Below are 24,844 nucleotides of genomic sequence, written 5' to 3' on the forward strand. Positions count from 1 at the left end.
TTTGAGCGGCTTGCCGCGTATTGACGTGCAGGGTTGCCGCAACTACGGAAACGTCTCCGCTGCGGCTTAAGGCGGTCAAAGACCAGAATTTCCATCCGGAATGTCGGCTTTCGACAACTCAGAAAGGGCGCAGGCTGTTATAGCGCGCCCAACTAGCGTGAAGAGGTGACAGGCAAATGAAGATCCTTGTGCCCGTGAAGCGGGTTGTGGATGCGAACGTCAAGGTTCGCGTGAAGGCTGACGGGTCGGCGGTGGAGCTCGCCAACGTCAAGATGGCGATGAACCCGTTCGACGAGATCGCGGTTGAAGAAGCAATCCGGCTGAAGGAAGCCGGCAAGGCGGAAGAAATCATCGTCGTCTCGATCGGCCCGCAGCAGGCGCAGGAAACCCTGCGCACCGCGCTCGCCATGGGCGCCGACCGCGCCATCCTGGTCAAGACCGACGAACAGACCGAGCCGCTCGGTGTCGCTAAGGTGCTGAAGGGCGTCGTCGACGCTGAGCAGCCCGGCCTCGTCATCCTCGGCAAGCAGGCGATCGACGACGATTCCAACCAGACCGGCCAGATGCTGGCGGCACTGCTGGGTTGGGCGCAGGGCACCTTCGCCTCCAAGATCGTGCTCGACGGCGACAAAGCCAAGGTGACGCGCGAAGTCGACGGCGGCCTGCAGACCGTGGAACTGAAGATGCCGGCGATCGTCACCGCCGACCTTCGCCTCAACCAGCCGCGCTATGCCTCCTTGCCCAACATCATGAAGGCCAAGAAAAAGCAGCTCGACGAGAAGAGCCCGGCCGACTACGGCGCCGACGTCAAGCCACGGCTGAAGGTCATCAAGACCGAGGAGCCGAGTGGCCGTAAGGCAGGCGTCAAGGTCAAGAGCGTCGCCGAGCTGGTCGACAAGCTCAAGAACGAAGCCGGCGTATTGTAAGCGATCGGGAAAGGAACAGACAAATGACAATTCTCCTCATCGCCGAACACGACAACGCCAGTCTTTCCGACCAAACCGCCAAGGCGCTGTCTGCCGCCTTGCAGATTGGCTCGGACGTGCATGTGCTGGTTGCCGGCAAGGGCGCCAAGCCGGCAGCGGACGCTGCCGCCAAACTGAAGGGCGTGAGCAAGGTGCTGCTCGCCGAAGCCGACGAGCTTGCCGAGCACCTTGCCGAACCGACAGCAGCACTCATTGTGTCACTGGCAGGCGCGTATGACACCATCATCGCGCCGGCGACCTCGTCGGGCAAGAATGTCGCGCCGCGCGTGGCAGCGCTCCTCGATGTCGCGCAGGTGTCCGAGATCATCGAAGTCGTATCGCCCGACACCTTCAAGCGGCCGATCTATGCCGGCAACGCCATCCAGACGGTGCAGTCGACCGACGCCAAGAAGGTGATCACGGTGCGCACGGCCTCCTTCCAGGCAACCCCCGAGGGCGGCTCGGCCGCGGTCGAGACTGTCAAGGCGGCAGCCAACCCCGGCCTGTCCTCCTTCGTCGAGAACAAGCTTTCCGAGACCGACCGTCCGGAACTGACCTCGGCCAAGATCATCATCTCGGGTGGTCGTGCGTTGGGTTCGGCGGAGAAGTTCCAGGAAGTCATCCTGCCGGTTGCCGACAAGCTCGGTGCCGCCGTCGGTGCCTCCCGCGCCGCGGTCGACGCCGGCTATGCGCCGAACGACTGGCAGGTCGGCCAGACCGGCAAGGTGGTTGCCCCCGATCTCTACATTGCGGTGGGCATCTCCGGCGCCATCCAGCACCTCGCCGGCATGAAGGATTCGAAGGTCATCGTCGCCATCAACAAGGACGAGGAGGCGCCGATTTTCCAGGTTGCCGACTACGGCCTCGTCGGCGATCTCTTCGTCATTCTGCCGGAGCTGCAAAAGGCGCTTTGACGCTTTCTGCCAAAGCGTATTAAATGGCGAGGGTGGGGTAGACGAAGTCGCCCCGCCCTTTTAGTTTGCACCGCACAAAAAGCAGGCCGCAAAGGCCTTTTGACGGGATCGGTGTAATGAGCAAGATCGAGACGATCGGCATCATCGGCGCGGGCCAGATGGGCGGCGGCATCGCCCATGTCTCCGCGCTTTCGGGCTACAAGGTGCTGATCTACGATATATCGCCCGACCGTATCGAGAAGGGTATCGCCACGATCAGCGGCAACATGGCCCGCCAGGTGGGGTCCGGCAAGCTCGACGAAAAGTTGCGCAACGACGCGATGGGCCGCATTTCGGCTGCCCCGGCGATGGCTGATCTTGCCGGCGCCGACCTGGTGATCGAGGCGGCGACCGAGGACGAGACGGTCAAGCGCAAGATCTACGCCCAGCTCTGTCCGCAGCTCAATCCCGAAGCCATCCTGGCGACCAACACCTCGTCGATCTCGATCACGCGGCTTGCCGCGCAGACCGACCGGCCGGAGCGCTTCATCGGCATACATTTCATGAACCCGGTGCCGTTGATGAAGCTGGTCGAGCTGGTGCGCGGCATCGCCACCGAGGACCAGACCTTCGAGGCAGCCAAGACCTACGTGAAGCGGCTCGACAAGACGATCACGGTCTCGGAGGATTTTCCGGCCTTCATCGTCAACCGCATCCTGCTGCCGATGATCAACGAGGCGATCTACACGCTCTATGAGGGCGTCGGCTCGGTCGATGCCATCGATACCGCCATGCGGCTCGGCGCCAACCATCCTATGGGGCCGCTGCAGTTGGCAGACTTCATCGGGCTCGATACCTGCCTGTCGATCATGCAGGTGCTGCATGACGGCCTGTCGGACTCGAAATACCGCCCTTGTCCGCTGCTGGTGAAATATGTCGAGGCCGGCTGGCTCGGCCGCAAGACCGGGCGTGGTTTTTACGATTATCGCGGCGAGCATCCCGTACCGACGCGCTAGTCAGGTTCGCGTCAGCGAACAGGCCGCCGGCCGATTGACCCTGATCAGGACGCGGCAGCCAGCGGCTCGGGCGGTTCTGTCTTGTTGTCGACCCCATCCGGCGCGACGGAAACGCATCCACGGCCGGCCGCCTTGGCGGCATAGCAAGCAGCGTCGGCTCTCGCGATGATTTCGTCGACCTCGCCACAATTGGCGCCGATCGCAGCCAACCCGATGCTGGCGCCGATCAGGTGGGGACGGCCGTCCCAAGTGAAATCCAGGCCGGCTATCGCATCGATGATGGATCGCGCCACAATCTTGGCGCGGGCGGCCGAACCCGATTTCAGGATGACCGCGAATTCGTCGCCACCCAGACGCGCGACGATGTCTTCGGGGCCAAGGACGCCGCGGATAGCCTCGGCGACCCGCTTGAGCAAGGCGTCTCCTGCCGCGTGGCCGCCGGTGTCGTTAACCAGTTTGAAGTGATCGAGGTCAGCGAACATGAACTGATGTCCGCCGCCTTCGGCCGACACTGTCGTACAGTCCTTGCGCGCCTGAGCGACCAGTTCCTCCATCGTGCGGATGAAGCTCGAGCGATTGGCAAGGCCGGTCAGCGCGTCATGCGCGGCGGCGTGGGCAAGCTGTCGCTGCAGCGCGCGCGCATCGGTGAAATCCTGGAAGACGATGACCAGTCCGCAGAACTCGTTCCGCTCGTTCATGATCGGCGACACGACCTGACGGATGCTGCATCGCGTGTCGTCGCGCCGGATGAGGACGGCGCGGCTGTTCTGGTCGGAAGGGGCCTGGCCGATCGCCGGCCGGGTTACGCCGATCCTGTGACCCGTCTCCTCGTCTACCGCCCAGTAGACATGACCGAGCATCTTGCCGAGGGCCTCGCCGCCGGAAACTCCGGTCAGCTTTTCGGCGACCGGATTCATGAAGGTGACGCGGTTCGCCGCGTCGGTGCAGATAACGGCATCACCGATCGACTGGAGCGTTACCCTGAGTCGCTCCTTCTCATCGGCGAGCATTGTCGCCGACACAGCGAGGCGCTCTTCAGTCTCCTTGCGCCGGGTGATGTCGGTCAGGCTGCCAATGGCCCTGATCAGCCTCCCCTCGGCGTCACGCTCGATGACCTTGCCGCGGTCGAGGATCCACATCCAGTGGCCGTCCTTGTGGCGCATCCTGAACTCGGCTTCGAAGAATGGCGTCTTGCCGTCGAGATGGGCGCCATCCGCCTCGGCGACGGTCTGGCGATCGTCGGGATGGATCATCGTCAGCCAATGGTCGGGATCGCCATCGAGCTCGCCATCCGCATAACCAAGCATCCTGACCCAGGTCGAGGAATAGGTCGTGCCGCCCTTGCGCATGTCGAGGTCCCAGACGCCTTGGCCGGCGCCGGCGAGAGCGAAATTCCAGCGCGTTTCCGCTTCGGCGATGCGCGCCTCGGCCTGTTTGCGTGCGTCGATGTTCTCGATCTGCGAGACGAGATAGAGCGGACGGCCGCTTTTCTCGTCACGAATGACGGAACCGGCAAGATGGGCCCAGACGGGCGTGCCGTCCTTCCGCAGGTAACGCTTCTCGAATTGGAAGGCGTCGACGGTGCCGGCCTTTAGACCATCCATCGTTTCCCGCCCGATCTGCAGATCGTCGGGATGCGTGATCTGGAAAAAGGTCAGCGCCTCGATCTCCTCGCGGCTGTAGCCAAGCATGGCGGCAAAGGCCGGATTGGCCTCGAGAATGCTCCCGTCGAGACCGACAACGGCGATACCGATCGCCGAATCCTTCATCGCGCGGCGGAAGCGCTCTTCGCTCTGCGCGATCTGCCGGCGGTCCTTGGTGATCCGGCGAGCGAACAGGGCGGCGAGGAAGAGGGCACCCACCGCCACCGCTACAGAGATCCGCAGCCAGAGTTTCAGCGCGTCAGGGCCGGGATCCAGTCGCGACAACACCATCGAGGCAACCGCGGCACAGAGGCCGGCCACGAGCAGCGCCGACCCTGCGTGCCCAAGAAATCGTCGGCCGATCAATCCTCGCCACATCGCGATACGTGCCACCCCCGTGCGCAAGCCGATGTTGTCGCGCTGAGCCTGATGGATTGGCTTTAAGGAAAGGTTGCCTGCGGCATGCCGGCGCCATCGCTAACCGACAAACATTGCCGGCATGATTAAGGATCGGTGTGCACGGAGCGCGATCGCGGCGGGCACTACCAGCGCACGAAAAATCGCCCGCCGAGCGCGCCGAGCAGCGCCAGCACCGCGATGGCGATAGTGTACCAGGTGGCGACGAAAAGCGGCGAATCGTCAAAGCAGTGCGCGGCGTAGAAGGTCGCCGCCAGTCCGCCGGCGAGCAGGCCAGCGACCGCCCCGGCAAGCACCGGCCGTGTCGGCGCGCCGTAGCGCAGCATCCACAGGAAGATGGCAAGCGGGCCGATGCCGATTAGCGGAATGAAGCCCATGCAGATCATCATGTTGGAGCCGACAAGGCGCGTTCCCCAGTCGGCTTCCGGCACAGCGAAAAGCTCCAGAACCACGGCCACCGCGACCAGCAGTGGAGCGGCCACCATCCAGGCCATCGCCCGGCCGGTGGCCGCGCCAGGCGTCGACAAGGCACGGATCAGCACGAAGGCGCTGACAGCAAGCACGATGGTGAAAACGAACTTTGAGAGAAAGCGCATCGTGTGCATCGCTGTCATGAAGTCCGGGCGCGGGCCGAGCGTCAGCAGGAAAACGACTGCCGCGACGATGGCGGCCGCACCGGCAGCGAGCCACCAGGCCGAGCTCAGCGGCATCACCTTGCTGCGGGCATCGGCGTCCAGCGCCTTGATGAGATCGTCCGTCCTCATGTCATTCCCGCCCGAACCGCCCCTGCCCAAATCGCTTGGCTATCGCGGCAAGTCCCCGATGCAGCGACACCCGCACCGCCGTTTCGCTGATGCCGAATTTCGCCGCCGTCTCGCCGATTGACCGTCCTTCCACCGATACGGCCGAAACCACGGACCGCTGTGCCGGCGACAGCCCGTCCAGGGCCCGGTTGATGTCGCGCTCGCTGACGGTCTCCGTTTCCGGCTCGGCGAAAGTCTCGGCGATATCGTCGACATCGATCTCGATACGTCGTCCGCGCCGCCGGAAGGCATCGATCAGCTTGAAGCGGGCAATCGCATAGATCCACGGCAACACCGGCGCATCCTGGCGCCAGGTATGCCGTTTCACATGAATGGCCAGCAAGGTTTCCTGCACGACATCCTCGGGATCGACCCCGCCCTGTACGATCTTGCGCCGGACAAAACCGCGCACCAGCGCGGCAATCCGGTGCAGAAAGTCGGCATAGGCCCTTTCGTCTCCCGCGATCGCGGCTCGCATCAGCCGGGAAAGCTCGGCCTCATCCTTGCCGCTCACAAGAGTTACTCCCCCGGTTTTCGCGTCTCGGCGCTGATTTGTTACGTGGCCGGCGAAATAATGTCCAAGGCAAATTACGGGCAAATCACGAAAGTTTGCAGGCTCCCGTCCTACTTGGCACCGAGCGTGACGCCCCAGAAATATCTGAAGCCCTTTCGAACCGTTAGCTTCACCCGCTTCCGACGATACTTGTTTCTCAGGCGGCCCAGGATTTGGAGATGTGTCTTGTCGATGTCCGGACTTGACGTGGGATCGTTGGCATAGGGCAGCAGCACCAATGCCTCCGCATGCATATCGGCATAAGGCTGAGAATCATACGTATCGAAAGGTGTCGGAGGATAGTTCAACACAGTGGGATTGGTGTTGATCTCGAACACCTGGATGCGACCATCGACAATGGTGTAGTCAATCCGACCGTACGAAATCCTGGCCTTCTCGAAGATTGGCGACAATTCGCCTGCGTGCGGATTGTCGCGAACGTATGCGGCGTGCTCGGCCAGTTGCTGCCCCGACATACCTTTGCCCGGGTCCTTGATGAACCACTCCTCGCTGGCGAAGCAGTGCTGCGAATAGCTGCGCGCACCGATGCGATAGCTTGCGTATTTTCTGTAGCTGCCGTCGGGCGCCGGTTTTGATCCGAACTCCACCACCATGGGACGAACGAAGTTCATCTTGCCCAAATTCGAAAGCTCCTGGTCAAGCTCCGCTCGTGACGGCAGCAGCCGCGGCGTCTTGTAGGTCGCCCCAGCCTCGTCACGCAGGAACACGGGAAAACGTATTCCTTCTGGCAGAAGTTCGGGCCGGTATGCGTTGAAATCATTTGTGCCGTCCGAAAACAGCATGCGCAGCAACTCGAAACGCTGAACACTTTGGCGGGGATGATTGAGTTGGAAGAGATCGGGCTGCTGCGACTTCATGCGCTCGCTGAGAATGGCGCTTGCTTCAATCTCGGCTTCGCTGAGGCGGTCCAAATCCGTCCAGATAACCGTGCCTTTGGGGATTCCAAGCAGATGCCGTCCTTCGTCATGCGGAACGAAGCGAACAAAATCCTGCAAATCCGCTCGAAAATAGAGTAGCAGACTTGCCAGAGTGTTGGCATGTGAACGATGGCAAACATAGAAGATCATGAGACACCCCCCTTCCTCATGCGTGTTATAAAGGCCGACATCAGGAAATCGTCCATTTGAGCAGCCATTCTAAGATGATAAAGGTCACATTTCGTCAACTCGTTGCAGACGACATATTGGACATGGCTGCGATGGAGACCGCAGCCTGGGGATCCCTTGGAGCCAACGAAGAAGCGATCCGGGCTCGCCTTTCACTTGGACATACAATGATTGTCGCCATGGTCGACAACCTCATCGCTGGTGCGATCTGCTTCGTGGCAACCAGCCAGGACCCTCGCGATACCGCAAATTTTCCAAAGACCTTCGCTGCTTATTCTTCGCTTGCGGCAAGCGAGCCGACACGATCTCTCTACGTCTACAACCTTGGTGTGCGGCCCGAGTTTCGCGGCTCAGACATGGCACGCCGTCTCTTGTCGGAATTGATCGACCACGGCCGCCGGGTCGGCACGCGTTGGTTGGTCGGCGATGGACGTTGCCCGTCTTACGCCGGAGCGCAGGGCGATTTTCCCGACAAGGTTCGGCCGGATCCGGCGTTTCGCCATACCATCGATGACTGGCATCGGACAGGCGTGATGCCGTCCGTGCAGGCGATAACAAAGGACCCGCTGCTGCGGTTCTACAGGCGCGTTCTGCGATGTGAGTTTCTGCATCTGGCGCCCGACTTTCTGCCCGAGGACCTGAGTTCCGGTGGGTTTCGCGTCATCTTCGCCGTGGATCTTGCCTGATGACGGGCCAGGCTGATCTTTTTGATCCGATCGCCCATGGCAGCGATCCGTTCCCCGAATTCGCCCGTCGTCGGAGTTTGGGAGGCGCCAGTTGGGGAAAGCCTCCCTATCCCGAGGTCGGTGAAGCCTTCTACGTATTCAGCCACGCGCTTGTCTCGCAGGCCTTGAAGCACCCTTTGTTGCTGCAAGCACCACCGGGTGCCTATCAGGAAGTCCGGCAGAAGATCAGTGCGAACCCGGCACTGGATCTGTTGACCCGTTCCATGCTGCTGTCCGACCCGCCACGGCATATGCAGTTGCGCCGTCCATTGGCAGGCTCGCTGACCTTTTCCGCAAGCACAGGGTTGGTTGACCGGCTTATGGCCAAGGCATCGGAGCTTGTGCAGGCAGCTGTCCAAAAACCGGAATTCGATGCGATTCGCGATATAGGGCTGCCGCTGTCATTTTCGGGCTTGGAGCAGATCCTTGGCATCGACATGGACGACCCCTGGAAGATTGGCGCCGATGCACAGCTCATGGCCAATGCCCTGGAAATAAGGGCTGGAGGCGTCGACGAGCGGGCGAGCCAGGCCTGCCGCCGGTTGGAGGCATGGGTATCGCACGTAGTAGAAAGTGGTGCTATCCGCCCAAATGGCATTTCAGCCCAGATGCTTGCCGAGGTGAAAGCCGGCAGGTGGTCGAGAGACGATGCCATCGCAAACATCGTGTTCCTGCTCTTTGCCGGGCAGGCCACGGTCGTCGATACATTTGGCAACGCGCTGGTCGCGCTTGCAAGGTTCCCGGAACAGCTTTTGCTGCTTGAAGATCAGATAATCAGTTGGTTGTCGGCAGCCGAAGAGTTGCTCCGTTTTTGCGCTCCGATTCACTATGCCGGAGCGCGCATTGCCGCGGAAGATTTGCAATTTGGTGGGGCCACCATAAAAGCCGGCCAGGCTGTCGTACCCGTCCTGGCTAGCGCCAATCGGGACGTTTCGGTTTTTCCAGCTGGTGACCAACTGGATTTGGGTTCCGGCATTTCGTCGGCCCTTGCGTTCGGCACCGGACTGCATGCCTGTCTGGGTCAACACGTCGCCCGGATAGAATTGGCTGTGCTGCTGGAGGCCCTGTTCACCCAAGCCAAGGGCTGGCGCCCAGACATGGCCAGGGTCGTCAGGCGGCATTCGGTGCTTTTCTACGGTCTGCAAGCCGCACCCTTGATCCGGTCGGCGGATCAACCGTCGGTTTGAATTCGGCACCCAATTGTCCGCGCCACTTCATCACGTGGAATTGTAAGCCGAAATGAAGCGTTTGCGCTTCAGCGACCGATTGAATCAGGTCATCAATGTTGACTATAGAAGTCATGTATTGGTAGGTGGATTGGTGCCAACCCGAATTTAGGACAATGCCATGAAATACGCTCTTTCCACCCTCGTCGGCGCCACCGCGCTGGCAATCAGCCTGATCGGCGGCCCGGCGATGGCGGAAGATGATGGCATCATTGTCTATAACGCCCAGCACGAAAACCTGACCAAGGCGTGGGCCGAAGGCTTCACCAAGGAAACCGGCATCAAGGTCACCGTCCGCAATGGCGGCGACAGCGACTTCTCCAACCAGATCGTCGCCGAGGGCGCTGCTTCGCCGGCCGACGTCTTCCTGACGGAAAACTCGCCGGCCATGGTGCTGGTCGAGACGTCAAGCCTGTTCGCGCCGGTCGACGCCGACACGCTGGCACAGGTTCCCCAGGACTATCAGCCGGTCAGCGGCAAATGGGTCGGCATCGCCGCGCGCAGCACGGTCTTTGCCTACAACAAGACCAAGCTGACTGCCGACCAGTTGCCCAAGTCGATGCTTGACCTCGCCGATCCGAGCTGGAAGGGCCGGTGGGCCGCCTCCCCCTCGGGCGCCGATTTCCAGGCCATCGTCAGCGCGCTGCTCCAGCTCAAGGGGGAGGCCGCCACGGCGGACTGGCTGAAGGCGATGAGAACCAATTTCATCGCCTACAAGGGCAACAGCACGGTGATGAAGGCGGTCAATGCCGGCGAGATCGAAGGCGGCGTGATCTACCACTATTACTATTTCGGCGATCAGGCCAAGACAGGCGAAAACAGCAAGAATGTCGAACTGCACTATTTCAAGAACCAGGACCCGGGTGCCTTTGTCTCGATTTCCGGCGGCGGCGTGCTGGCCTCGAGCAAGCATCCGAAGGAAGCCCAGGCCTTCCTGAAATGGGTTACCGGCAAGGGTGGCCAGGAGATCCTGAAGACCGGCGATTCCTTCGAATACGCGGTCGGCAAGGGTGCCGAGTCCAATCCGAAGCTGGTGCCGCTGGCCGATCTGCAGGCGCCGAAGGTCGACGCAACGACATTGAATTCGAAGAAGGTCACCGACCTGATGACCGCAGCCGGCTTGCTTTAGTTGCCGTTCGTCCTAAAAGGACAACCGACCGCGCTCCCGCGGGGAATTCACTTTCCGCGGGAGTGCTTTGTTTTTCGAGATTGCATTCGTCCATGACGACACGCTGTGTTCCCGACAGAAATCGCGGTCCTTCAATAGCTGCCACCGGGCGGCAGCGGCGCGGCGCCTGAACTGATGCAGTCCGCGGTCGATCTCGCGCCCTCGGGCCTGCCTTCGGACACAGGCCGAAGCACGCTGCGGCGCACGGCGCCATGGATAGTGATCGCAGCCGTCTTCGTTTCACTGCTGTCGCTGCTGCCGCTTGCCTTCATCATCTGGATCGCTGTGCAAACCGGCTGGGAAACCGTCTCGGCGCTGGTCTTTCGGCCGCGCGTCGGCGAGCTTCTGGTCAACACCGGCATGCTGGTGTTGCTGGCCGTGCCGATCGCCATCGTGCTGTCGGTTGCGCTGGCCTGGCTGACCGAGCGCAGCAATCTGCCTGGCGCCCGGCTCTGGTCCTGGCTGTGCGTGGCGCCGCTGGCCATCCCCGCTTTCGTGCACAGCTATGCGTGGATCACCATGGTGCCGCGGCTGCACGGTCTTTGGGCTGGCGTGCTGATTTCCGTCATCGCCTATTTCCCGTTCCTCTATCTGACGGTGTCGGCGGCACTGCGCCGCCTCGATCCTGCCCTGGAGGACGCCGCGGCGGCGCTCGGCCTTGGACCCTGGCGTGTCTTCCTGCGTGTCGTGCTGCCACAACTGCGTCTCGCCATCTGCGGCGGCTCGCTGCTGGTCGGACTGCATCTGCTGGCCGAGTATGGCCTCTATGTCTTCATCCGCTTCGATACCTTCACCACGGCGATCGTCGACCAGTTCCAGTCCACCTTCAACGGACCGGCAGCCAACATGCTGGCCGGCGTGCTGGTGAGCTGCTGCTTCGTGCTGCTCGGCATCGAAGTGCTCGTGCGCGGCGAGGAGCGCTATGCCCGCGTCGGCTCCGGCGCCGCGCGCTCTCAGCAGCGCACGCGTCTCGGTCGCGCCACCATCCCCAGCCTGTTGTTGCTCCTCGCCACCACACTGCTGGCCCTTGGCGTGCCGTTCGTCACCATCGGCCGCTGGCTTGTCGCCGGCGGCATGGAAGTCTGGCGCTTCGACGAGATTGGCCTGGCGCTCGGCCAGACGCTGTTCCTGGCGCTTGCCGGCGCGTTGCTGGCCACTGTTGCCGCCATGCCGATGGCCTGGATCTCGATCCGCGCGCCGGGACCGCTGCAGCGCCTGCTGGAGAGTTGCAACTACATTGTCGGCTCGCTGCCCGGGGTCGTCATTGCGCTGGCGCTGGTCACCGTCACCGTGCGCATCGCGCTGCCGCTCTACCAGACCCTGTTCACCATCCTGGTTGCCTATGCGCTGATGTTCCTGCCGCGAGCCCTGGTCAGCCTGCGGGCGTCGATCGCCCAGGCGCCGGTCGAGCTCGAACGCGCCGCCTCGAGCCTCGGCCGGCCGCCGCTTAATGCGCTGTGGTCGACGACGATCCGCCTTTCGGCGCCGGGTGCCGCGGCCGGCATGGCGCTGGTGGCGCTCGGCATCATGAACGAACTGACCGCGACCCAGATGCTGGCGCCGAACGGCACCCGCACGCTGGCGATGGCATTCTGGTCGTACAGCGGCGAGATTGATTATGCCTCGGCGGCGCCCTACGCCTTCATCATGGTGGCGATGTCGCTGCCCCTGACCTGGCTGCTCTATGTCCAGTCGAAACGGATGGCCGGACGATGAGCTTTCTCGAAATCAGTGGCCTGCACAAGCATTACGGACCGGTGGCGGCACTTGCCGGTGTCGATCTGAGTGTCGTCAGCGGCAGCCGCACCGCGATCGTCGGCCCGTCCGGCTGCGGCAAGACGACCTTGCTGCGGCTGATCGCCGGTTTCGAGGCGCCGGACCAGGGCCGCATCGCGCTCGACGGCGAAGTACTGGCCAATGGCGGCAATGCCGTGCCGGCGCACCGCCGCGGCATCGGCGTGGTGGCGCAGGACGGCGCCCTGTTTCCGCATCTGACCATCGGCGACAACATCGGTTTCGGCATCAGCCGCGGCGACGACAAGCGCTCCGAGCGCATCGTCGAACTCGCCTATATCGTTGGCCTCGACAAGGCGATCCTCAAACGCCGCCCGCATGAGCTCTCCGGCGGCCAGCAGCAGCGTGTGGCGCTGGCCCGCGCCATGGCGATGAAGCCCCGGCTGATGCTTCTCGACGAGCCGTTCTCGGCGCTGGACACCGGCCTGCGCGCCTCGATGCGCAAGGCGGTGGCGGAGCTTCTGGAAGCGGCCGGCATCACCACCATCCTGGTGACGCACGACCAGGCCGAGGCGCTGTCCTTCGCCAGCCAGGTGGCGGTGATGCGCGACGGCAAGTTCTCGCAGGTCGACACGCCGCGCGAGCTCTATCTCAGACCCAGGGACAGGATGATCGCCGAGTTCCTCGGCGACGCCATCATCCTGCCGGCAAAGATATCGGGCGGTTTCGCCAACTCGCCGCTCGGCCGCATCCCGGTCGACACCGCCGACAATCGCGACGTGGCCCGCATCATGCTGCGGCCCGAGCAGATCGCCCTGAAAAGAACGTCGCGCGAGGGGATGTCGGGCACGCCCGATATGCTGTTCGGCGAAGTGACGGAATCGGAATTCGGCGGCTCGATGTGCACGATCGCGGTGCGGCTCTTGAACAATGCCGATCCGCCCGATGCGGCCGCGATCGGCAACACGCCGCTGGTCCTGCGCAAACCGGGCATGGACACGCCAGCGGTCGGCGAGATCGTCCGGCTGACGGTATCGGGGAAGGCGCATGTCTTCGCCTGATTGATCGAAGGCGCTGCCACACCGCGCTTCAGCGCTGGGTGGTCGGCTCACGCCGTGAGGCGTTCGCCGGTTTCACTGGAATAGATCGGCCATTGTTCGAGAAAATCGCAGCCATGCACGACCACGTGCTCGTTGGCGCTGTCGATGAGGACGACCGCGTAGGAAGGCGGCGCCTGCTCGACAATCTCGCTCGATCTGTCGAGCGCGAGCTCGAACCTGGCATGCAGGCCGCGCTGCGCCGAGAACGGGATGCCGGCGACCGTGCCGGCAATGTCGCGATGGACGTGGCCGAAGAAGATGTGGCGGACATTGCCATGGCGCCGCAGCAGGCCCAGCAGCCGTTCGGGCTGCTCAAGGGCCAGCGGATCGAGCTGCGGCAGGCCTAGCGCGACCGGCGGATGATGCATGAAGACATAGGCGGGCCCGCCGGCCGTCTCTTCGAGCCGGGCTTCGAGCCAGGCTAGCCGCCTGTCGCACAATTCGCCTTCGATGCGCCCTTCCGCCAGGCAGTCGAGAAACAGCAGCACCTCGTCGGCCGTTTGATGAGTAGACTGCACGAAGCCGTTCTCATCGACCGGAACCTCGGGAAAGGCTGCGACCAGATTGGCTCGCCGATCGTGATTCCCCGGCAGCAGCCGCCAGGGCACCGACAGCGTGCTCAGGGCTGTCCTGAGATCGGCATAGCTTTCGGGCGCGCCGGTCTCGGTCAGGTCGCCGGTGAAGATGCAAAGTGCGGCATCGGCGTGATGCGCATTGATGTGCGCGATGCATGAAGCCAGCCGCTGATGCAGGTCGGCGCCATAGCGGCGCTCGCCTTGCCGGCCAAGGTGGATATCGGTGACCTGGATAATTTTCATTGCGTGTTTCTTGGATTTTCCGATGGCGCCTGCCCCGTCATCGACGACAATGGCTGGCTTCAGAAATCAGAGTGCCGGTTCCGGCACCGAAGCCTTGAAGACTTCGAGGCGGGTTCCCGTATCCGACGAGAAGAAATGCAGATCATCCGGCGAGATCTTCAGGCCGACCGCACTGCCGGGCTCGGGGTGGACGGCCTCCGACGTCATCACCGAAAACGACGCGCCGTCGAGGTCGACATAGATGACGCGGCCCGCGCCCAGTTCCTCAACCAGATCGACGGTCGCATTGAGCGCGCCTGCCGTGCCCGGCGCCACCAGCCGCACGGCTTCCGGCCGAATGCCCATCGCTACCTTCGTGCCGACCGGCAACCCCGCGCGTGCCATGGTCAGGTGCCGGCTGCCACCGAGCAATGACAGCCCGTCGAGTTCGACCGTGCCTTCGAGAATGTTCATCGCCGGCGCACCGACGAAAGTGGCGACGAAGCGGCTGGCCGGTCGGCTGTAGATCTCGGCAGGAGTGCCGACCTGCTCGACGCGTCCGCCGTTCATGACCACCAACCGGTCGGCGAGCGTCATCGCCTCGACCTGGTCATGCGTGACGAAGACGGAGGTGGCGTTCAGCCGGCGATGCAGCTTGCGGATTTCCGAGCGCATCTGGACGCGCAGCTTGGCATCGAGGTTGGACAGCGGCTCGTCGAACAGGAACACCTTGGGCTCGCGGATCATCGCCCGGCCCATGGCGACACGCTGCCTCTGGCCGCCGGACAGCGCCATCGGCTTGCGGTCGAGCAGGTGTTCGAGCTCCAGTGTGCGGGCAACCGCCTGGATGCGCAGCTGGCGCTCGGCGGCCGGGACGCCGGCCACCTTGAGCGAATAGCCGATGTTCTGCGCCACGCTCATATGCGGATAGAGCGCGTAGTTCTGGAACACCATGGCGCAGCCGCGCTCGCGCGGTTCCAGTTTGTTGACGACGGTGCCGTCGATCGCGATCTCGCCGCCGGATATGTCCTCAAGCCCGGCGATCATCCGCAGCAGCGTGGACTTGCCGCAGCCCGATGGCCCGAGGATGACGACGAACTCGCCCGACGCGATGTCGAGGTCGACGCCGTGCACGACCTGCATCTTGGCGTAGCTTTTCTTGACGTCGCGAATGGTGATGGAGGCCATCTTTCGTCTCCTTTCCAGGTCACTTTTCGGTGGCGATCAGGCCGCGCACGAACCAGCGCTGCATGAGCACCACGACAATCAGGGGCGGCAGCATGACGATAAGGGTTCCGGCCATGGCGATGTTCCATTCCGGAATGCCGCCGACATTGGGGATGAGCTGCTTGAGTTCGGTGACCGCCGTCGCATGCGACTGGTCGGTGGTGATGAGCAGCGGCCACAGATACTGGTTCCACGCCCACAGGAACATGATGGTCCCAAGTGCGGCCATGTTGTTGCGCGACAGCGGCAGCAGGATATCGACGAAGAAGCGCAGGGCGCCGGCGCCATCCATGCGCGCGGCCTCGGTCAGCTCATCCGGAACAGTCAGGAAGAACTGCCGGTACAGAAAAGTGCCGGTGGCGGTCGCGATCAGCGGCAGGATCAGCCCGGAATAGGAATTGAGCAGCCCGAGGCTGAGCGAAACCTGGACGCCCGACACTTTTTCGATCAGCCAGCTCAGACCGGTCACATCGAGGATGGCCTGATAGGGCGACAGCACGTTGGCGACAACCGCGTAGGTCGGCACGATGCGCACTTCCAGCGGCAGCATCAGCGTTACGAAGATCAGCCAGAAGATGAAGGTGCGGCCGGGATAGCGGAAATAGACGATCGAGAAGGCGGTCAGCGCCGAGATGATCACCTTGCCCGCCGCGACACCGGCGGCCATGATGAAACTGTTCAGAAGCTTGGGGCCGAGGTCGGCCGTCGTCCATGCCGTCTTGATGTTGAGCCAGAAGTCGCTGCCCGGCAGCAGCGACATCGGCACGTCGTTGACATCTTTGAGATTGTGCGACGCGGCGATGGCGACGACCGCGAACGGTGCGATGCAAAGCACGAAGCCGACGAACAGGATTACATGCGTGAAGAAATTGAGGAACGGGGTGCGCTCTACCATGTCAGCCTCACCTGTAGTGCACACGCCGCTCGATGAAGCGGAACTGGAAGATGGTCAGCACGACGATGAGCACCATCAGGATGATGCTCTGTGCGGCAGCACCCGAATAGTCGAGGCCTTTGAAGCCGTCGGAATAGATCTTATAGACCATCAGATTGGTGGCGTTCGCCGGTCCGCCCGAGGTCATGATGTCGACGATGCCGAAGGAATCCTGGAAGCTCTCGGTGATGTTGATGACCAGCAGGAAGAAGATCGTCGGTGTGATCAGCGGAAACTGGATGTCCCAGAAGCGCCTGATGACGCCGGAGCCGTCCATCGCCGCCGCCTCGATCAGCGAACGCGGGATGGCCTGGAACGCGGCGAGGAAGAAGATGAAATTGTAGCCGACATATTTCCAGGAAAAGGCGATGATGATCGAAGCCATGGCGTCAGTGCCGTCAAGGCCGGGATCCCAGAAGCCGGGCCAAACCTGGTTGACGACGGCCATGAAGCCGGCTTCCGGCGCCAAGATGAAGCGGAACGCCATGGCCAGCGCCGGCGCGGCGATGCCGTAGGGCCAGATCAGCACCACGCGGTAGAAGCGCGACCCGGTAAGTTGCCGATCGGTCAAGGCGGCCAGCACGAGGCCGACGAACATCGCAAGCCCGGTGCTGATGCCGGCAAAGACAAGACTGGCGGTGATCGAGTTCCAGTAGTCGGCGTTGGACAGGATCGAGCGGAAATTGTCGAGCCCGACCCAGATGTTGCCGCCGCCCCAGGGCTGCTGCAGCGTCAGCGACCAGTACACGGCCTGACCGGCGGGCCAGTAGAAGAACGTGAAGATCAAGAGGAGTTGCGGCACCGCGAAAAGGATGCCGATCGTCCAGCTGCCAAAGGTAACGCGTTTTTCCATCGGTCCGCCGATGCCGCTCAATGGCGACTTAGAGCAAGATTAATAACGAAATGGCCGCCCGTCGACCCAAGCATGATCCCGAAAAGTGGAAACCCGTTTTAGCGGACAAACGGTTTCCGTTTGTCCAGAGATCATGCTCGGAGAAGACCGGCGGGCGGCCGCGCAAATTACGGGATCAGGGCAGGGTCTTGCCCGGATAGGTCTGCTGGAAGCGGTCGAGGATGGCGTCGCCATTCTTGACCAGCGTGTCGAGGCCTTCCTGGACGCTGACCTTGTTAGCGAAGATCGCCTGCATCTGCGTGCCGAACTCGGCGCGGATCTGGGTGAAATTGCCCAGCCGCACACCGCGGGTGATCTCGGTCGGCTCGGACGCGGTCAAGCTGGCGATCGCGATCTCACGGCCCTTGAAGGGCGCCTTGTCGTAGAAGCCGGTGGACTTCATGTAGTCGAAGCCCGACTTGGTCACCGGGATGTAGCCAGTGTTGGTCGACCAGAACAAAGCGGTCTTGGGGTCGTGGATAAAGTTGAGGAACGCTGCCGCGCCCTTGTATTCGGCATCCGACTTGCCCGAGAGGACCCACAGCGAAGCGCCGCCGACGAGCGAATTCTTGCGCTCTGTGCCGGCATAGACCGGTAGTTCGGCGACATCCCAGTTCATGCCTGCCTTCTGCGTCTTGCCGACGGTGCCGTGATCGCCGACCGAGGTCAGGATGACCTGGCAGGTGCCGGACGCGAAGGCCTGGACCATATCCTGGCCGAGATCCTTGGATTTGATCTTGATCAGGCCGGCATCATACCACTTCTTCAGATCGGTGACGTACTGGACGAACTTGGTCTTGTTGACTTCCAGACGGGCATCGAGGCCGTCATAGCCGTTGTTCTTGGTGGCGACCGGCTGATTGTGGAGGGCCGAGAACTGCTCCATCAGCTGCCAGCTTTCATTGGCAGAGATGTTGATCGCCATCGGGCATTCGTAGCCGGCGTCCTTCATCGCCTGGAGGTCGGCGCCGACATCTTCCCAGGTCTTCGGCGCTTGGGTCTTGCCGATCTTGGCGAAGGCATCCTTGTTCCAATACATTAGCGCCGTCGAGGAATTGAACGGGAAGGACAGCATCTCGCCCTTCGAGGTCGCATAGTAGCGCGCGATGCCGGGGAAATAGTCGGCGTAGTCGATCTTGTAGCCGTTTTCTTCCATCAGCTTGTCGGCAGGCTTGTAGGCGCCCGACAGCATCATGGTGGCGGTGCCGACATCATAGACCTGAACGACGGCGGGCTGCTTGCCGGCGCGGAAGGCGGCGATCGTGTTCTGCAGCGTGGCGTCATAATTGCCCTGGCTGGTGCAGACGACTTCATAGTCGGTCTGCGAGGCATTGAAATTCTTGCACAGCGTGTCGACGACGCGGGCCAGATCGCCCGAAAGGCCGAACCAGAAATCGAATTTTACCGGCTCTGCGACGGCAGGCATAGCAAGCGCGATGCTGAGCGCTCCAGCGGCAAGGGCAGCGAAGCCCCGCTTGATGATGGTCATGGTTTCTTCCCTCTTGAGTGGCTGTTGACAAGGGTCTTGCGCAAGTCCTTGGCCGCTCTCTTAGAGAAGGTATGTGACAGTTCTGTTGTGGCCCTTCAGGCCTGTGGACAGCCCGTCTCTCCTCCCCTCCGGCGGTTGCGCCGGCATGAAGATGTCATGCCGGCGCTCCAGGTAGCTAGGGCGGCTGCCGCGGACGTAAAGACCCTGAAGAACAGTCATGATTATCCGGCTAAAGGGATGAATGAAATGCTGGCGCCACAGCTGACGCATGTTCCACTCGCTGAGCGCCAGGCCATGCGCGACGGGCCGCGCGATAGCGCCACCCATCAGCGCCTGGCTGCCGCCACACCGGCACTTGGCCAGATCGAAATCGGCGGCAAGGCTTCACGCGAAAGCGCCGGCGAAACGCTCACCGTCGTCGCCTTGAACGTCGAACGGCTGTGCCATGGCGATGCCATAGCGGCCACGCTTGCCGGCCAGGCTCCCGACGTCGTGCTGCTGTCCGAGGTCGACGAAGGCATGGCGCACTCAGGCAATGGCCATCCTTTGCGCGTCCTTGCCGACCGGCTCGGCCATGCCTTCGCCTATGGCGTTGAATCGTCGAGCTCGGCGGCGGCAACGAGGCTGAGCGGGCCGCAACCGGCGCGGTCCAGAATACAGAAGGCTCCATGGCAACGCCGTGACCAGCGCCATCCCGCTGCTTCGCCCTTTCCTGGTCCCCCTCGACGCGGCGCCTCATCGAGGAATTCGGCGACCTGACCGGTGTCGTCGCCCAGCAAAGACGCCGCTCGGGTGCGTGACAGAAGCGTGCTGGCCTTCGCGCCCACGCCCGCGCTCGGTTTGAACAGAGCTTGATCGACCGAAAGGGCGTAGCGGTTTTGGGATAACGACGCGCTTTTAGAGGCTTTCCGGCTTGAGTGCCGTCTCGACCAAACGCCTGGCGTCCGGCCCCGACCATTCGGCCGGGCCGTTCATATGGGCGATCAGGCAGCCTTCGCCGTCGATCAGCATGGTGACGGGAAGGCCGAGCGCCAGGCCGCGCGTCTTGAGGTCATTGAACAGCGCCATCGTCGAATCCCGGTAGTAGCCGAGCGTCGTAACGCCGGTATCGCTGAGGAACTTCTTCGGCTTCACATCGTCGCCGGCATCGACATTGACGGCGACCACTTGAAAGGCCTCGCTGCCCTTTTCTTTCTGCAGTGCATCGAGCGCCGGCATTTCGGCACGGCACGGCGCGCACCATGTCGCCCACAGATTGAGCAACACCGTCTTGCCGGCATGATCGGCAAGCGTCATCGGCTTGCCATCCGGGCCATTGAAGGCGAGGCTCTTCAAGGATTGCGGCGGATCGGCCGGCAAAAGTGCGGCGACCTCACCGGTGGCGGAGGCCGCGACCTTCTTGGCGCGGTCGCTCTTGGCAGCGCAGGCGACGTCGTCCTTGCTCTCGCCGACGGCAGCTTGTGCCGGTGCATTGTTGCCAGACCGGCTCTCGCTGACATATACCGCGACCGCGCCGGCCAGCGCGCCCGCCGCCAAGGCGGCGAGGATCAGGCGCGGGGCCGGGAAGAATCTATTACCGTCTGTCATTTTCTCAAAACTGCTCCGAAGCACGGGTTATAGCCATGAGCGACAAGAAAACCAGCAACCAGATGTGGGGCGGACGTTTTGCCTCGGGTCCGGCCGCGATCATGGAAGCCATCAATGCGTCGATCTCGTTCGACCGCAAACTCTATGCCCAGGACATCAAAGGCTCGATCGCCCATAGTGAGATGCTGGCGCAAACGGGCATTATTTCGGCGGCCGATCAAGAAAAAATCGCTCACGGGCTGAACACAATCCTGAAAGAGATCGAGGCCGGCACCTTCGAGTTCTCGACCCGACTCGAAGACATCCACATGAATATCGAGGCACGCCTTGCCGATCTGATCGGCCCGGCGGCCGGCCGGCTGCACACCGCCCGCTCGCGCAACGACCAGGTGGCGGTCGATCTGAGGCTGTGGGTCAAGGGTGAGTGCTTTCGCGTCGCCGAGGCACTGAAAGGGCTGATCGAGGCGCTGCTCGAGCGGGCCGAGGAGCATGCCGCGACGGTGATGCCGGGCTTCACCCATATGCAGGCGGCACAACCGGTGACCTTCGGCCATCACTGCATGGCTTATGTCGAGATGTTTTCGCGCGACCTGTCGCGTGTGCGCGACGCCATCGAACGGATGGATGAGAGCCCGCTCGGTGCCGCGGCCCTTGCCGGCACCAGCTTCCCGATCGACCGTCACCAGACGGCCAAGGCACTCGGCTTCCGCGAGCCGATGCGCAATTCGCTGGACAGCGTCTCGGATCGCGATTTCGCGCTCGAGTTCCTCGGCATGGCGGCGATCTGCGCCACGCATCTGTCGCGGCTGGCCGAGGAGATCATCATCTGGTCGACGCCGCAGTTCGGCTTCGTCAGGCTGTCGGACTCGTTTTCCACCGGCTCCTCGATCATGCCGCAAAAGAAGAATCCCGACGCCGCCGAACTGGTGCGCGGCAAGACTGGCCGTGTCACCGGCCACCTTGTCGGCCTGCTGACGGTGATGAAGGGCATGCCTTTGACCTATGGCAAGGACATGCAGGAAGACAAGGAATCGGTATTCGATGCCGCCGAGACGCTCGACCTGATGCTGGCGGCGATGACCGGCATGGTCTCGGACATGACGGTCAACGCAGCCGCGATGAAGAAGGCCGCCGGCGCCGGCCACGCGACGGCGACCGACCTCGCCGACTGGCTGGTACGCACGCTCGGCCTGCCGTTCCGGGAGGCGCATCATGTTACCGGCCGGGCGGTGGCGTTGGCCGACGACAAGAAAGTGGGGCTGGAGAAGCTCTCGCTGGAGGATTTGCAGTCGATCAATCCCGGCATCACGGCGGACATATTTTCGGTGCTGGCGGTGCAGAACTCGGTCAAGAGCCGCACCAGCTTCGGCGGCACCGCGCCGTCGGAAGTGAGGAAGCAGATCCGCGCCTGGAAAAAGCGACTGGCGAAAGCATGATGCCGGATATTGCAACCAGCAATATCCCGGGGATATTGCGACCAGCAATATCCGGGGTGCAATGCGCTGAGAACTCGGCTAAAAGCGGCGGCTGGCAAACGTTTCGGACGGATGGATCGATGACCGGAAGCAGGATTTTGGTGACGCTGACGCTGCTGGTTGCGATCGCGGCCGTTTCGGCCTGCGGCAGGAGGGGCGGTCTCGACACGCCCTATGAGGCAGCCGTGCAAGCGCGCAAGGATGCCTCCAAGGCCCACCAGCCTGTCCCGCCGGAGCCGGAAAAACCGGTCGTGGACAAGAAGTTCATCCTCGACCCGCTGATCTAGCCGATGACACCGGAGTTGGTCTTTCCAAATCCGGTCTCATCGTGCCCCAACCTTCCGGAACCACTCTCGTGAACCATTTCGACTACCGCGACGGCGTGCTCTATGCCGAGGACGTGGCGATCCCCGACATCGCCGCACAGGTCGGCACGCCGTTCTACTGCTATTCGACGGCCACGTTGACCAGACACTACCGGGTGTTTGCGCAGGCCTTTGCCGGGCTCCACGCGCTGGTGTGCTACGCCATGAAGGCCAATTCCAACCAGGCTGTTCTGCGGACGCTGGCGAAGCTCGGCGCCGGCGCCGACGTGGTTTCGGAAGGCGAATTGCGCCGGGCGCTGGCCGCCGGCATTCCGGCGGGCAAGATCCTGTTTTCCGGCGTCGGCAAGACGGCGCGCGAAATGGACTTTGCCCTTGCCGCCGGCATCCTGTGCTTCAACGTCGAATCCGAGCCTGAACTCGAGCTGCTGTCGGCGCGAGCCGCCGCACTTGGCAAGGTGGCGCCGATCTCGCTGCGCATCAATCCCGACGTCGACGCCAAGACCCACAAGAAGATTTCCACCGGCAAGGCCGAGAACAAGTTCGGCATTCCATGGCAGAAGGCGCGTCAGGTCTATGCCCGCGCGGCAAAGCTTCCCGGCATCAGGATCACCGGCATCGACACCCACATCGGCAGCCAGATCACCGAACTGCAGCCTTTCGACGACGCCTTCGCCCTGCTCGTCGATCTGGTCGGCGCGCTGCGTGCCGACGGCCATGCCATCGAGCATGTCGATCTCGGCGGCGGTCTCGGCATTCCCTATCGCGTAGACAACAACCCGCCGCCGCTGCCCGATGCTTATGCCCAGATCGTCAGGAAGCATGTCACCACGCTCGGATTGAAGGTGATGTTCGAGCCCGGCCGGCTGATATCAGGCAATGCCGGCATCCTCGTCTCGGAAGTGATCTTCCTGAAGGAGGGCGACGCCAAGAACTTCCTCGTCGTCGACGCCGCCATGAACGATCTCATCAGGCCGACGCTCTACGATGCTTTCCACGACATCCGTCCGGTCGTGCAGCCGCCGGCCGACACGCCGCGCATGATGGTCGATGTGGTCGGCCCGGTCTGCGAGACCGGCGATTACATTGGCCTCGATCGCGATCTGCCCAGGCTGAAGGCCGGCGACCTGATTGCCGTCTCCACCGCCGGCGCCTATGGCGCGGTGCAGGCCGGCACCTACAACACCCGCCTGCTGGTGCCGGAGGTGCTGGTCGACGGCGACCGGTTCCACGTCGTGCGTCCGCGCCTGACCTATGACGATCTGATCGGGTTGGATTCCGTGCCCGACTGGCTTGCATAGAAGCTGCCCGGCCAAGATACCGGCCGGCAACGCTACAACCGGCTCCGGATGAGCGCCCTGATGTCGGCGATCCTGTCCTCGTCGCGGCGGTAGAACGTCCATTGCTTGATGCGCCTGGCGCGCAGCAGGCCGGCCTGGGTGAGCACGCGCATGTGCTCACTGAGCGTCGCTTGCGTTATGCCGAGCTTTTCGGCGATCAGCAGCGCGCAAACGCCGTCCTCGACCAGATCGCCATCCGCCTGGGCTGGGAAATGCGCGCGCGGATCCTTCAGCCAGTCGAGGATCCGCAGTCTGCGTTCATTGGCGATCGCCTTGAAGACATCAACCTCTTGCATTTAGCCATTTTGCCAAGTTACTAATTGCTGTCAATCCCGAGGAGGTCACCATGTCGCAGGGCAATACTGTCACACGCGAGCGCATTGCCGCGATGGAACCGCGCATCCGCCCCTATCTGCGCCATACACCGGTGCTGCGCGTCGACATGGCCGACTTTGACCGTGCGCCGCTGGCGGTCGACCTGAAGCTCGAATGCCTGCAGCATTCCGGCTCCTTCAAGGCGCGCGGCGCCTTCACCAACCTGCTGGAGCGTGCGGTTCCAAAGGCCGGTGTCGTTGCCGCATCCGGCGGCAATCATGGTGCGGCCGTCGCCTATGCCGCAATGCGGCTGGGCCACAAGGCGACCATCTTCGTTCCCGAAGTGAGCCCGGCGGCCAAGCTGGAGCGGATCCGCAGCTACGGCGCCGAGCTGATCGTCGGCGGCGCCCGCTACGCCGAGGCGCTGGCCGCCAGCGAACGTTTCGCCGAGGAAACCGGCGCCTTGCAGATCCATGCCTTCAACCAGGAGGAAACGCTGGTCGGCCAGGGCACGCTCGGGCTCGAAATCGAGAGCGACTTGCCTGAGATCGACACGCTGCTGGTCGCTGTCGGCGGCGGCGGCCTGATCGGCGGCATCGCTGCTTGGTTTGCCGGCCGCATCCGCATCATCGCCGTCGAGCCGGAAGGGGCTCCGACGCTTCATCACGCCTTCGAGGCCGGACACCCTGTCGACGCACCAGCCGAGGGCATCGCCGCCGATTCGCTGGCGCCAAAGCGCGTCGGCGAAATGATGTTCCCGATCGCCGAGGCCTTTGTCGAACGCTCGATCCTGGTCAGCGACGACGACATCATCGCCGCGCAGAAGGCGCTGTGGAATCGGGTCCGCATCATCTCCGAGCCGGGTGGCGCAGCCGCCTTTGCCGCGATCCTGTCCGGCCGCTATGTGCCAGCGCCGGGCGAACGCGTCGCCGTGCTAGTCTGCGGGGCGAATGCCAACCCCGCAACCTTCTGACTGCAATGCGGAATTATGACGGTCGACTTCACGTTTTTCCGAACTGCCTCGCCTTTGCCGTGTTTGCTGGTATTCTTTGAGTCGTGAGGCGTTGGGCTATCCTGCCCGCCCCGTGGAAGGGC

At 62.9% G+C, this 24,844-nt stretch carries 24 protein-coding genes; 13 read left to right on the forward strand and 11 right to left on the reverse strand.

Annotation, left to right across the window (positions count from 1 at the left end):
- Positions 1-176: 176 nt before the first annotated feature.
- From ASD99_RS12560 to ASD99_RS12570, 3 genes are all read left to right on the forward strand, one after another.
- Positions 177-926 (forward strand): electron transfer flavoprotein subunit beta/FixA family protein, encoded by a 750-nt coding sequence (locus ASD99_RS12560; protein WP_056583551.1) that lies wholly within the window; start codon positions 177-179, stop codon positions 924-926.
- A 23-nt stretch (positions 927-949) separates the two neighbouring features.
- Positions 950-1,879, forward strand: a complete 930-nt coding sequence (locus ASD99_RS12565) for an electron transfer flavoprotein subunit alpha/FixB family protein (RefSeq protein WP_057143844.1) — start codon at positions 950-952, stop codon at positions 1,877-1,879.
- Between the two features lie 116 nt (positions 1,880-1,995).
- Entirely contained in the window at positions 1,996-2,874 is an 879-nt protein-coding gene (locus ASD99_RS12570; RefSeq protein ID WP_056583557.1) for a 3-hydroxybutyryl-CoA dehydrogenase, read from the forward strand.
- 44 nt (positions 2,875-2,918) lie between these two features.
- On the opposite strand, the gene ASD99_RS12575 is transcribed toward ASD99_RS12570, so the two are convergent.
- The 4 genes from ASD99_RS12575 to ASD99_RS12590 all read right to left on the reverse strand — a co-directional run bounded on the left by ASD99_RS12575 (position 2,919) and on the right by ASD99_RS12590 (position 7,378).
- A complete protein-coding gene (locus tag ASD99_RS12575) occupies positions 2,919-4,838 on the reverse strand; it encodes a PAS domain S-box protein (protein WP_244497710.1) in 1,920 nt (639 codons plus the stop codon).
- Between the two features lie 221 nt (positions 4,839-5,059).
- Entirely contained in the window at positions 5,060-5,698 is a 639-nt protein-coding gene (locus ASD99_RS12580) for an NrsF family protein (protein ID WP_057143846.1), read from the reverse strand.
- Position 5,699: 1 nt separating this feature from the next.
- The gene (locus tag ASD99_RS12585) at positions 5,700-6,251 is read right to left on the reverse strand and encodes a sigma-70 family RNA polymerase sigma factor (RefSeq protein ID WP_057143847.1); all 552 of its coding nucleotides are present in this window, start codon (positions 6,249-6,251) and stop codon (positions 5,700-5,702) included.
- Between the two features lie 110 nt (positions 6,252-6,361).
- Entirely contained in the window at positions 6,362-7,378 is a 1,017-nt protein-coding gene (locus ASD99_RS12590; RefSeq protein ID WP_057143848.1) for a hypothetical protein, read from the reverse strand.
- A 206-nt stretch (positions 7,379-7,584) separates the two neighbouring features.
- On the opposite strand from ASD99_RS12590, the gene ASD99_RS12595 reads away from it, so the two are divergent.
- The 5 genes from ASD99_RS12595 to ASD99_RS12615 all read left to right on the forward strand — a co-directional run bounded on the left by ASD99_RS12595 (position 7,585) and on the right by ASD99_RS12615 (position 13,331).
- On the forward strand, positions 7,585-8,103 hold the full coding sequence (locus ASD99_RS12595; protein WP_200950991.1) for a GNAT family N-acetyltransferase: 519 nt from the start codon (positions 7,585-7,587) through the stop codon (positions 8,101-8,103).
- The gene (locus ASD99_RS12600; protein ID WP_057143849.1) at positions 8,103-9,329 is read left to right on the forward strand and encodes a cytochrome P450; all 1,227 of its coding nucleotides are present in this window, start codon (positions 8,103-8,105) and stop codon (positions 9,327-9,329) included. Before ASD99_RS12595 ends, ASD99_RS12600 begins: the two co-directional genes overlap by 1 nt.
- Positions 9,330-9,489: 160 nt before the next feature.
- Positions 9,490-10,497, forward strand: a complete 1,008-nt coding sequence (locus ASD99_RS12605) for an iron ABC transporter substrate-binding protein (protein ID WP_057143850.1) — start codon at positions 9,490-9,492, stop codon at positions 10,495-10,497.
- A 174-nt stretch (positions 10,498-10,671) separates the two neighbouring features.
- Positions 10,672-12,252, forward strand: coding sequence for an ABC transporter permease (locus tag ASD99_RS12610; protein ID WP_056583578.1), 1,581 nt, complete (start codon positions 10,672-10,674; stop codon positions 12,250-12,252).
- Positions 12,249-13,331, forward strand: a complete 1,083-nt coding sequence (locus tag ASD99_RS12615; RefSeq protein ID WP_056583581.1) for an ABC transporter ATP-binding protein — start codon at positions 12,249-12,251, stop codon at positions 13,329-13,331. Before ASD99_RS12610 ends, ASD99_RS12615 begins: the two co-directional genes overlap by 4 nt.
- Positions 13,332-13,378: 47 nt before the next feature.
- Here ASD99_RS12615 and ASD99_RS12620 read toward each other — a convergent pair whose 3' ends face one another.
- The 5 genes from ASD99_RS12620 to ASD99_RS12640 all read right to left on the reverse strand — a co-directional run bounded on the left by ASD99_RS12620 (position 13,379) and on the right by ASD99_RS12640 (position 18,709).
- Positions 13,379-14,188, reverse strand: coding sequence for a phosphodiesterase (locus ASD99_RS12620; protein ID WP_057143851.1), 810 nt, complete (start codon positions 14,186-14,188; stop codon positions 13,379-13,381).
- Positions 14,189-14,254: 66 nt separating this feature from the next.
- The gene (locus ASD99_RS12625) at positions 14,255-15,355 is read right to left on the reverse strand and encodes a sn-glycerol-3-phosphate import ATP-binding protein UgpC (RefSeq protein ID WP_057143852.1); all 1,101 of its coding nucleotides are present in this window, start codon (positions 15,353-15,355) and stop codon (positions 14,255-14,257) included.
- Positions 15,356-15,374: 19 nt separating this feature from the next.
- The gene (locus tag ASD99_RS12630) at positions 15,375-16,289 is read right to left on the reverse strand and encodes an ABC transporter permease subunit (protein ID WP_056583588.1); all 915 of its coding nucleotides are present in this window, start codon (positions 16,287-16,289) and stop codon (positions 15,375-15,377) included.
- Between the two features lie 7 nt (positions 16,290-16,296).
- Complete coding sequence (locus tag ASD99_RS12635) at positions 16,297-17,181, reverse strand: carbohydrate ABC transporter permease (protein ID WP_056583591.1); 885 nt, start codon at positions 17,179-17,181, stop codon at positions 16,297-16,299.
- Between the two features lie 175 nt (positions 17,182-17,356).
- Positions 17,357-18,709, reverse strand: coding sequence for an extracellular solute-binding protein (locus ASD99_RS12640; RefSeq protein WP_057143853.1), 1,353 nt, complete (start codon positions 18,707-18,709; stop codon positions 17,357-17,359).
- A 246-nt stretch (positions 18,710-18,955) separates the two neighbouring features.
- On the opposite strand from ASD99_RS12640, the gene ASD99_RS12645 reads away from it, so the two are divergent.
- Positions 18,956-19,468 carry a hypothetical protein gene (locus ASD99_RS12645; RefSeq protein ID WP_244497712.1) on the forward strand — a complete coding sequence of 171 codons (513 nt, stop codon included), beginning with the start codon at positions 18,956-18,958 and terminating at the stop codon, positions 19,466-19,468.
- A gap of 138 nt (positions 19,469-19,606) precedes the next feature.
- On the opposite strand, the gene tlpA is transcribed toward ASD99_RS12645, so the two are convergent.
- Positions 19,607-20,296, reverse strand: a complete 690-nt coding sequence (tlpA, locus tag ASD99_RS12650) for a thiol:disulfide interchange protein TlpA (protein WP_057143854.1) — start codon at positions 20,294-20,296, stop codon at positions 19,607-19,609.
- Positions 20,297-20,331: 35 nt separating this feature from the next.
- On the opposite strand from tlpA, the gene argH reads away from it, so the two are divergent.
- From argH to lysA, 3 genes are all read left to right on the forward strand, one after another.
- On the forward strand, positions 20,332-21,732 hold the full coding sequence (gene argH / locus ASD99_RS12655; protein ID WP_057143855.1) for an argininosuccinate lyase: 1,401 nt from the start codon (positions 20,332-20,334) through the stop codon (positions 21,730-21,732).
- Between the two features lie 119 nt (positions 21,733-21,851).
- Positions 21,852-22,058, forward strand: coding sequence for a lipoprotein (locus ASD99_RS12660; RefSeq protein WP_056583600.1), 207 nt, complete (start codon positions 21,852-21,854; stop codon positions 22,056-22,058).
- Positions 22,059-22,126: 68 nt separating this feature from the next.
- Entirely contained in the window at positions 22,127-23,395 is a 1,269-nt protein-coding gene (lysA, locus tag ASD99_RS12665; protein WP_057143856.1) for a diaminopimelate decarboxylase, read from the forward strand.
- Between the two features lie 32 nt (positions 23,396-23,427).
- Here the strand turns inward: lysA and ASD99_RS12670 are convergent, their stop codons facing one another.
- Complete coding sequence (locus ASD99_RS12670; protein WP_056583603.1) at positions 23,428-23,730, reverse strand: ArsR/SmtB family transcription factor; 303 nt, start codon at positions 23,728-23,730, stop codon at positions 23,428-23,430.
- A gap of 50 nt (positions 23,731-23,780) precedes the next feature.
- Between ASD99_RS12670 and ASD99_RS12675 the strand changes: the two genes are divergently transcribed.
- Positions 23,781-24,722, forward strand: coding sequence for a threonine/serine dehydratase (locus tag ASD99_RS12675; protein ID WP_056583605.1), 942 nt, complete (start codon positions 23,781-23,783; stop codon positions 24,720-24,722).
- Positions 24,723-24,844: the final 122 nt, after the last annotated feature.

Source organism: Mesorhizobium sp. Root695, from assembly GCF_001428185.1.
Lineage (GTDB): Bacteria > Pseudomonadota > Alphaproteobacteria > Rhizobiales > Rhizobiaceae > Mesorhizobium.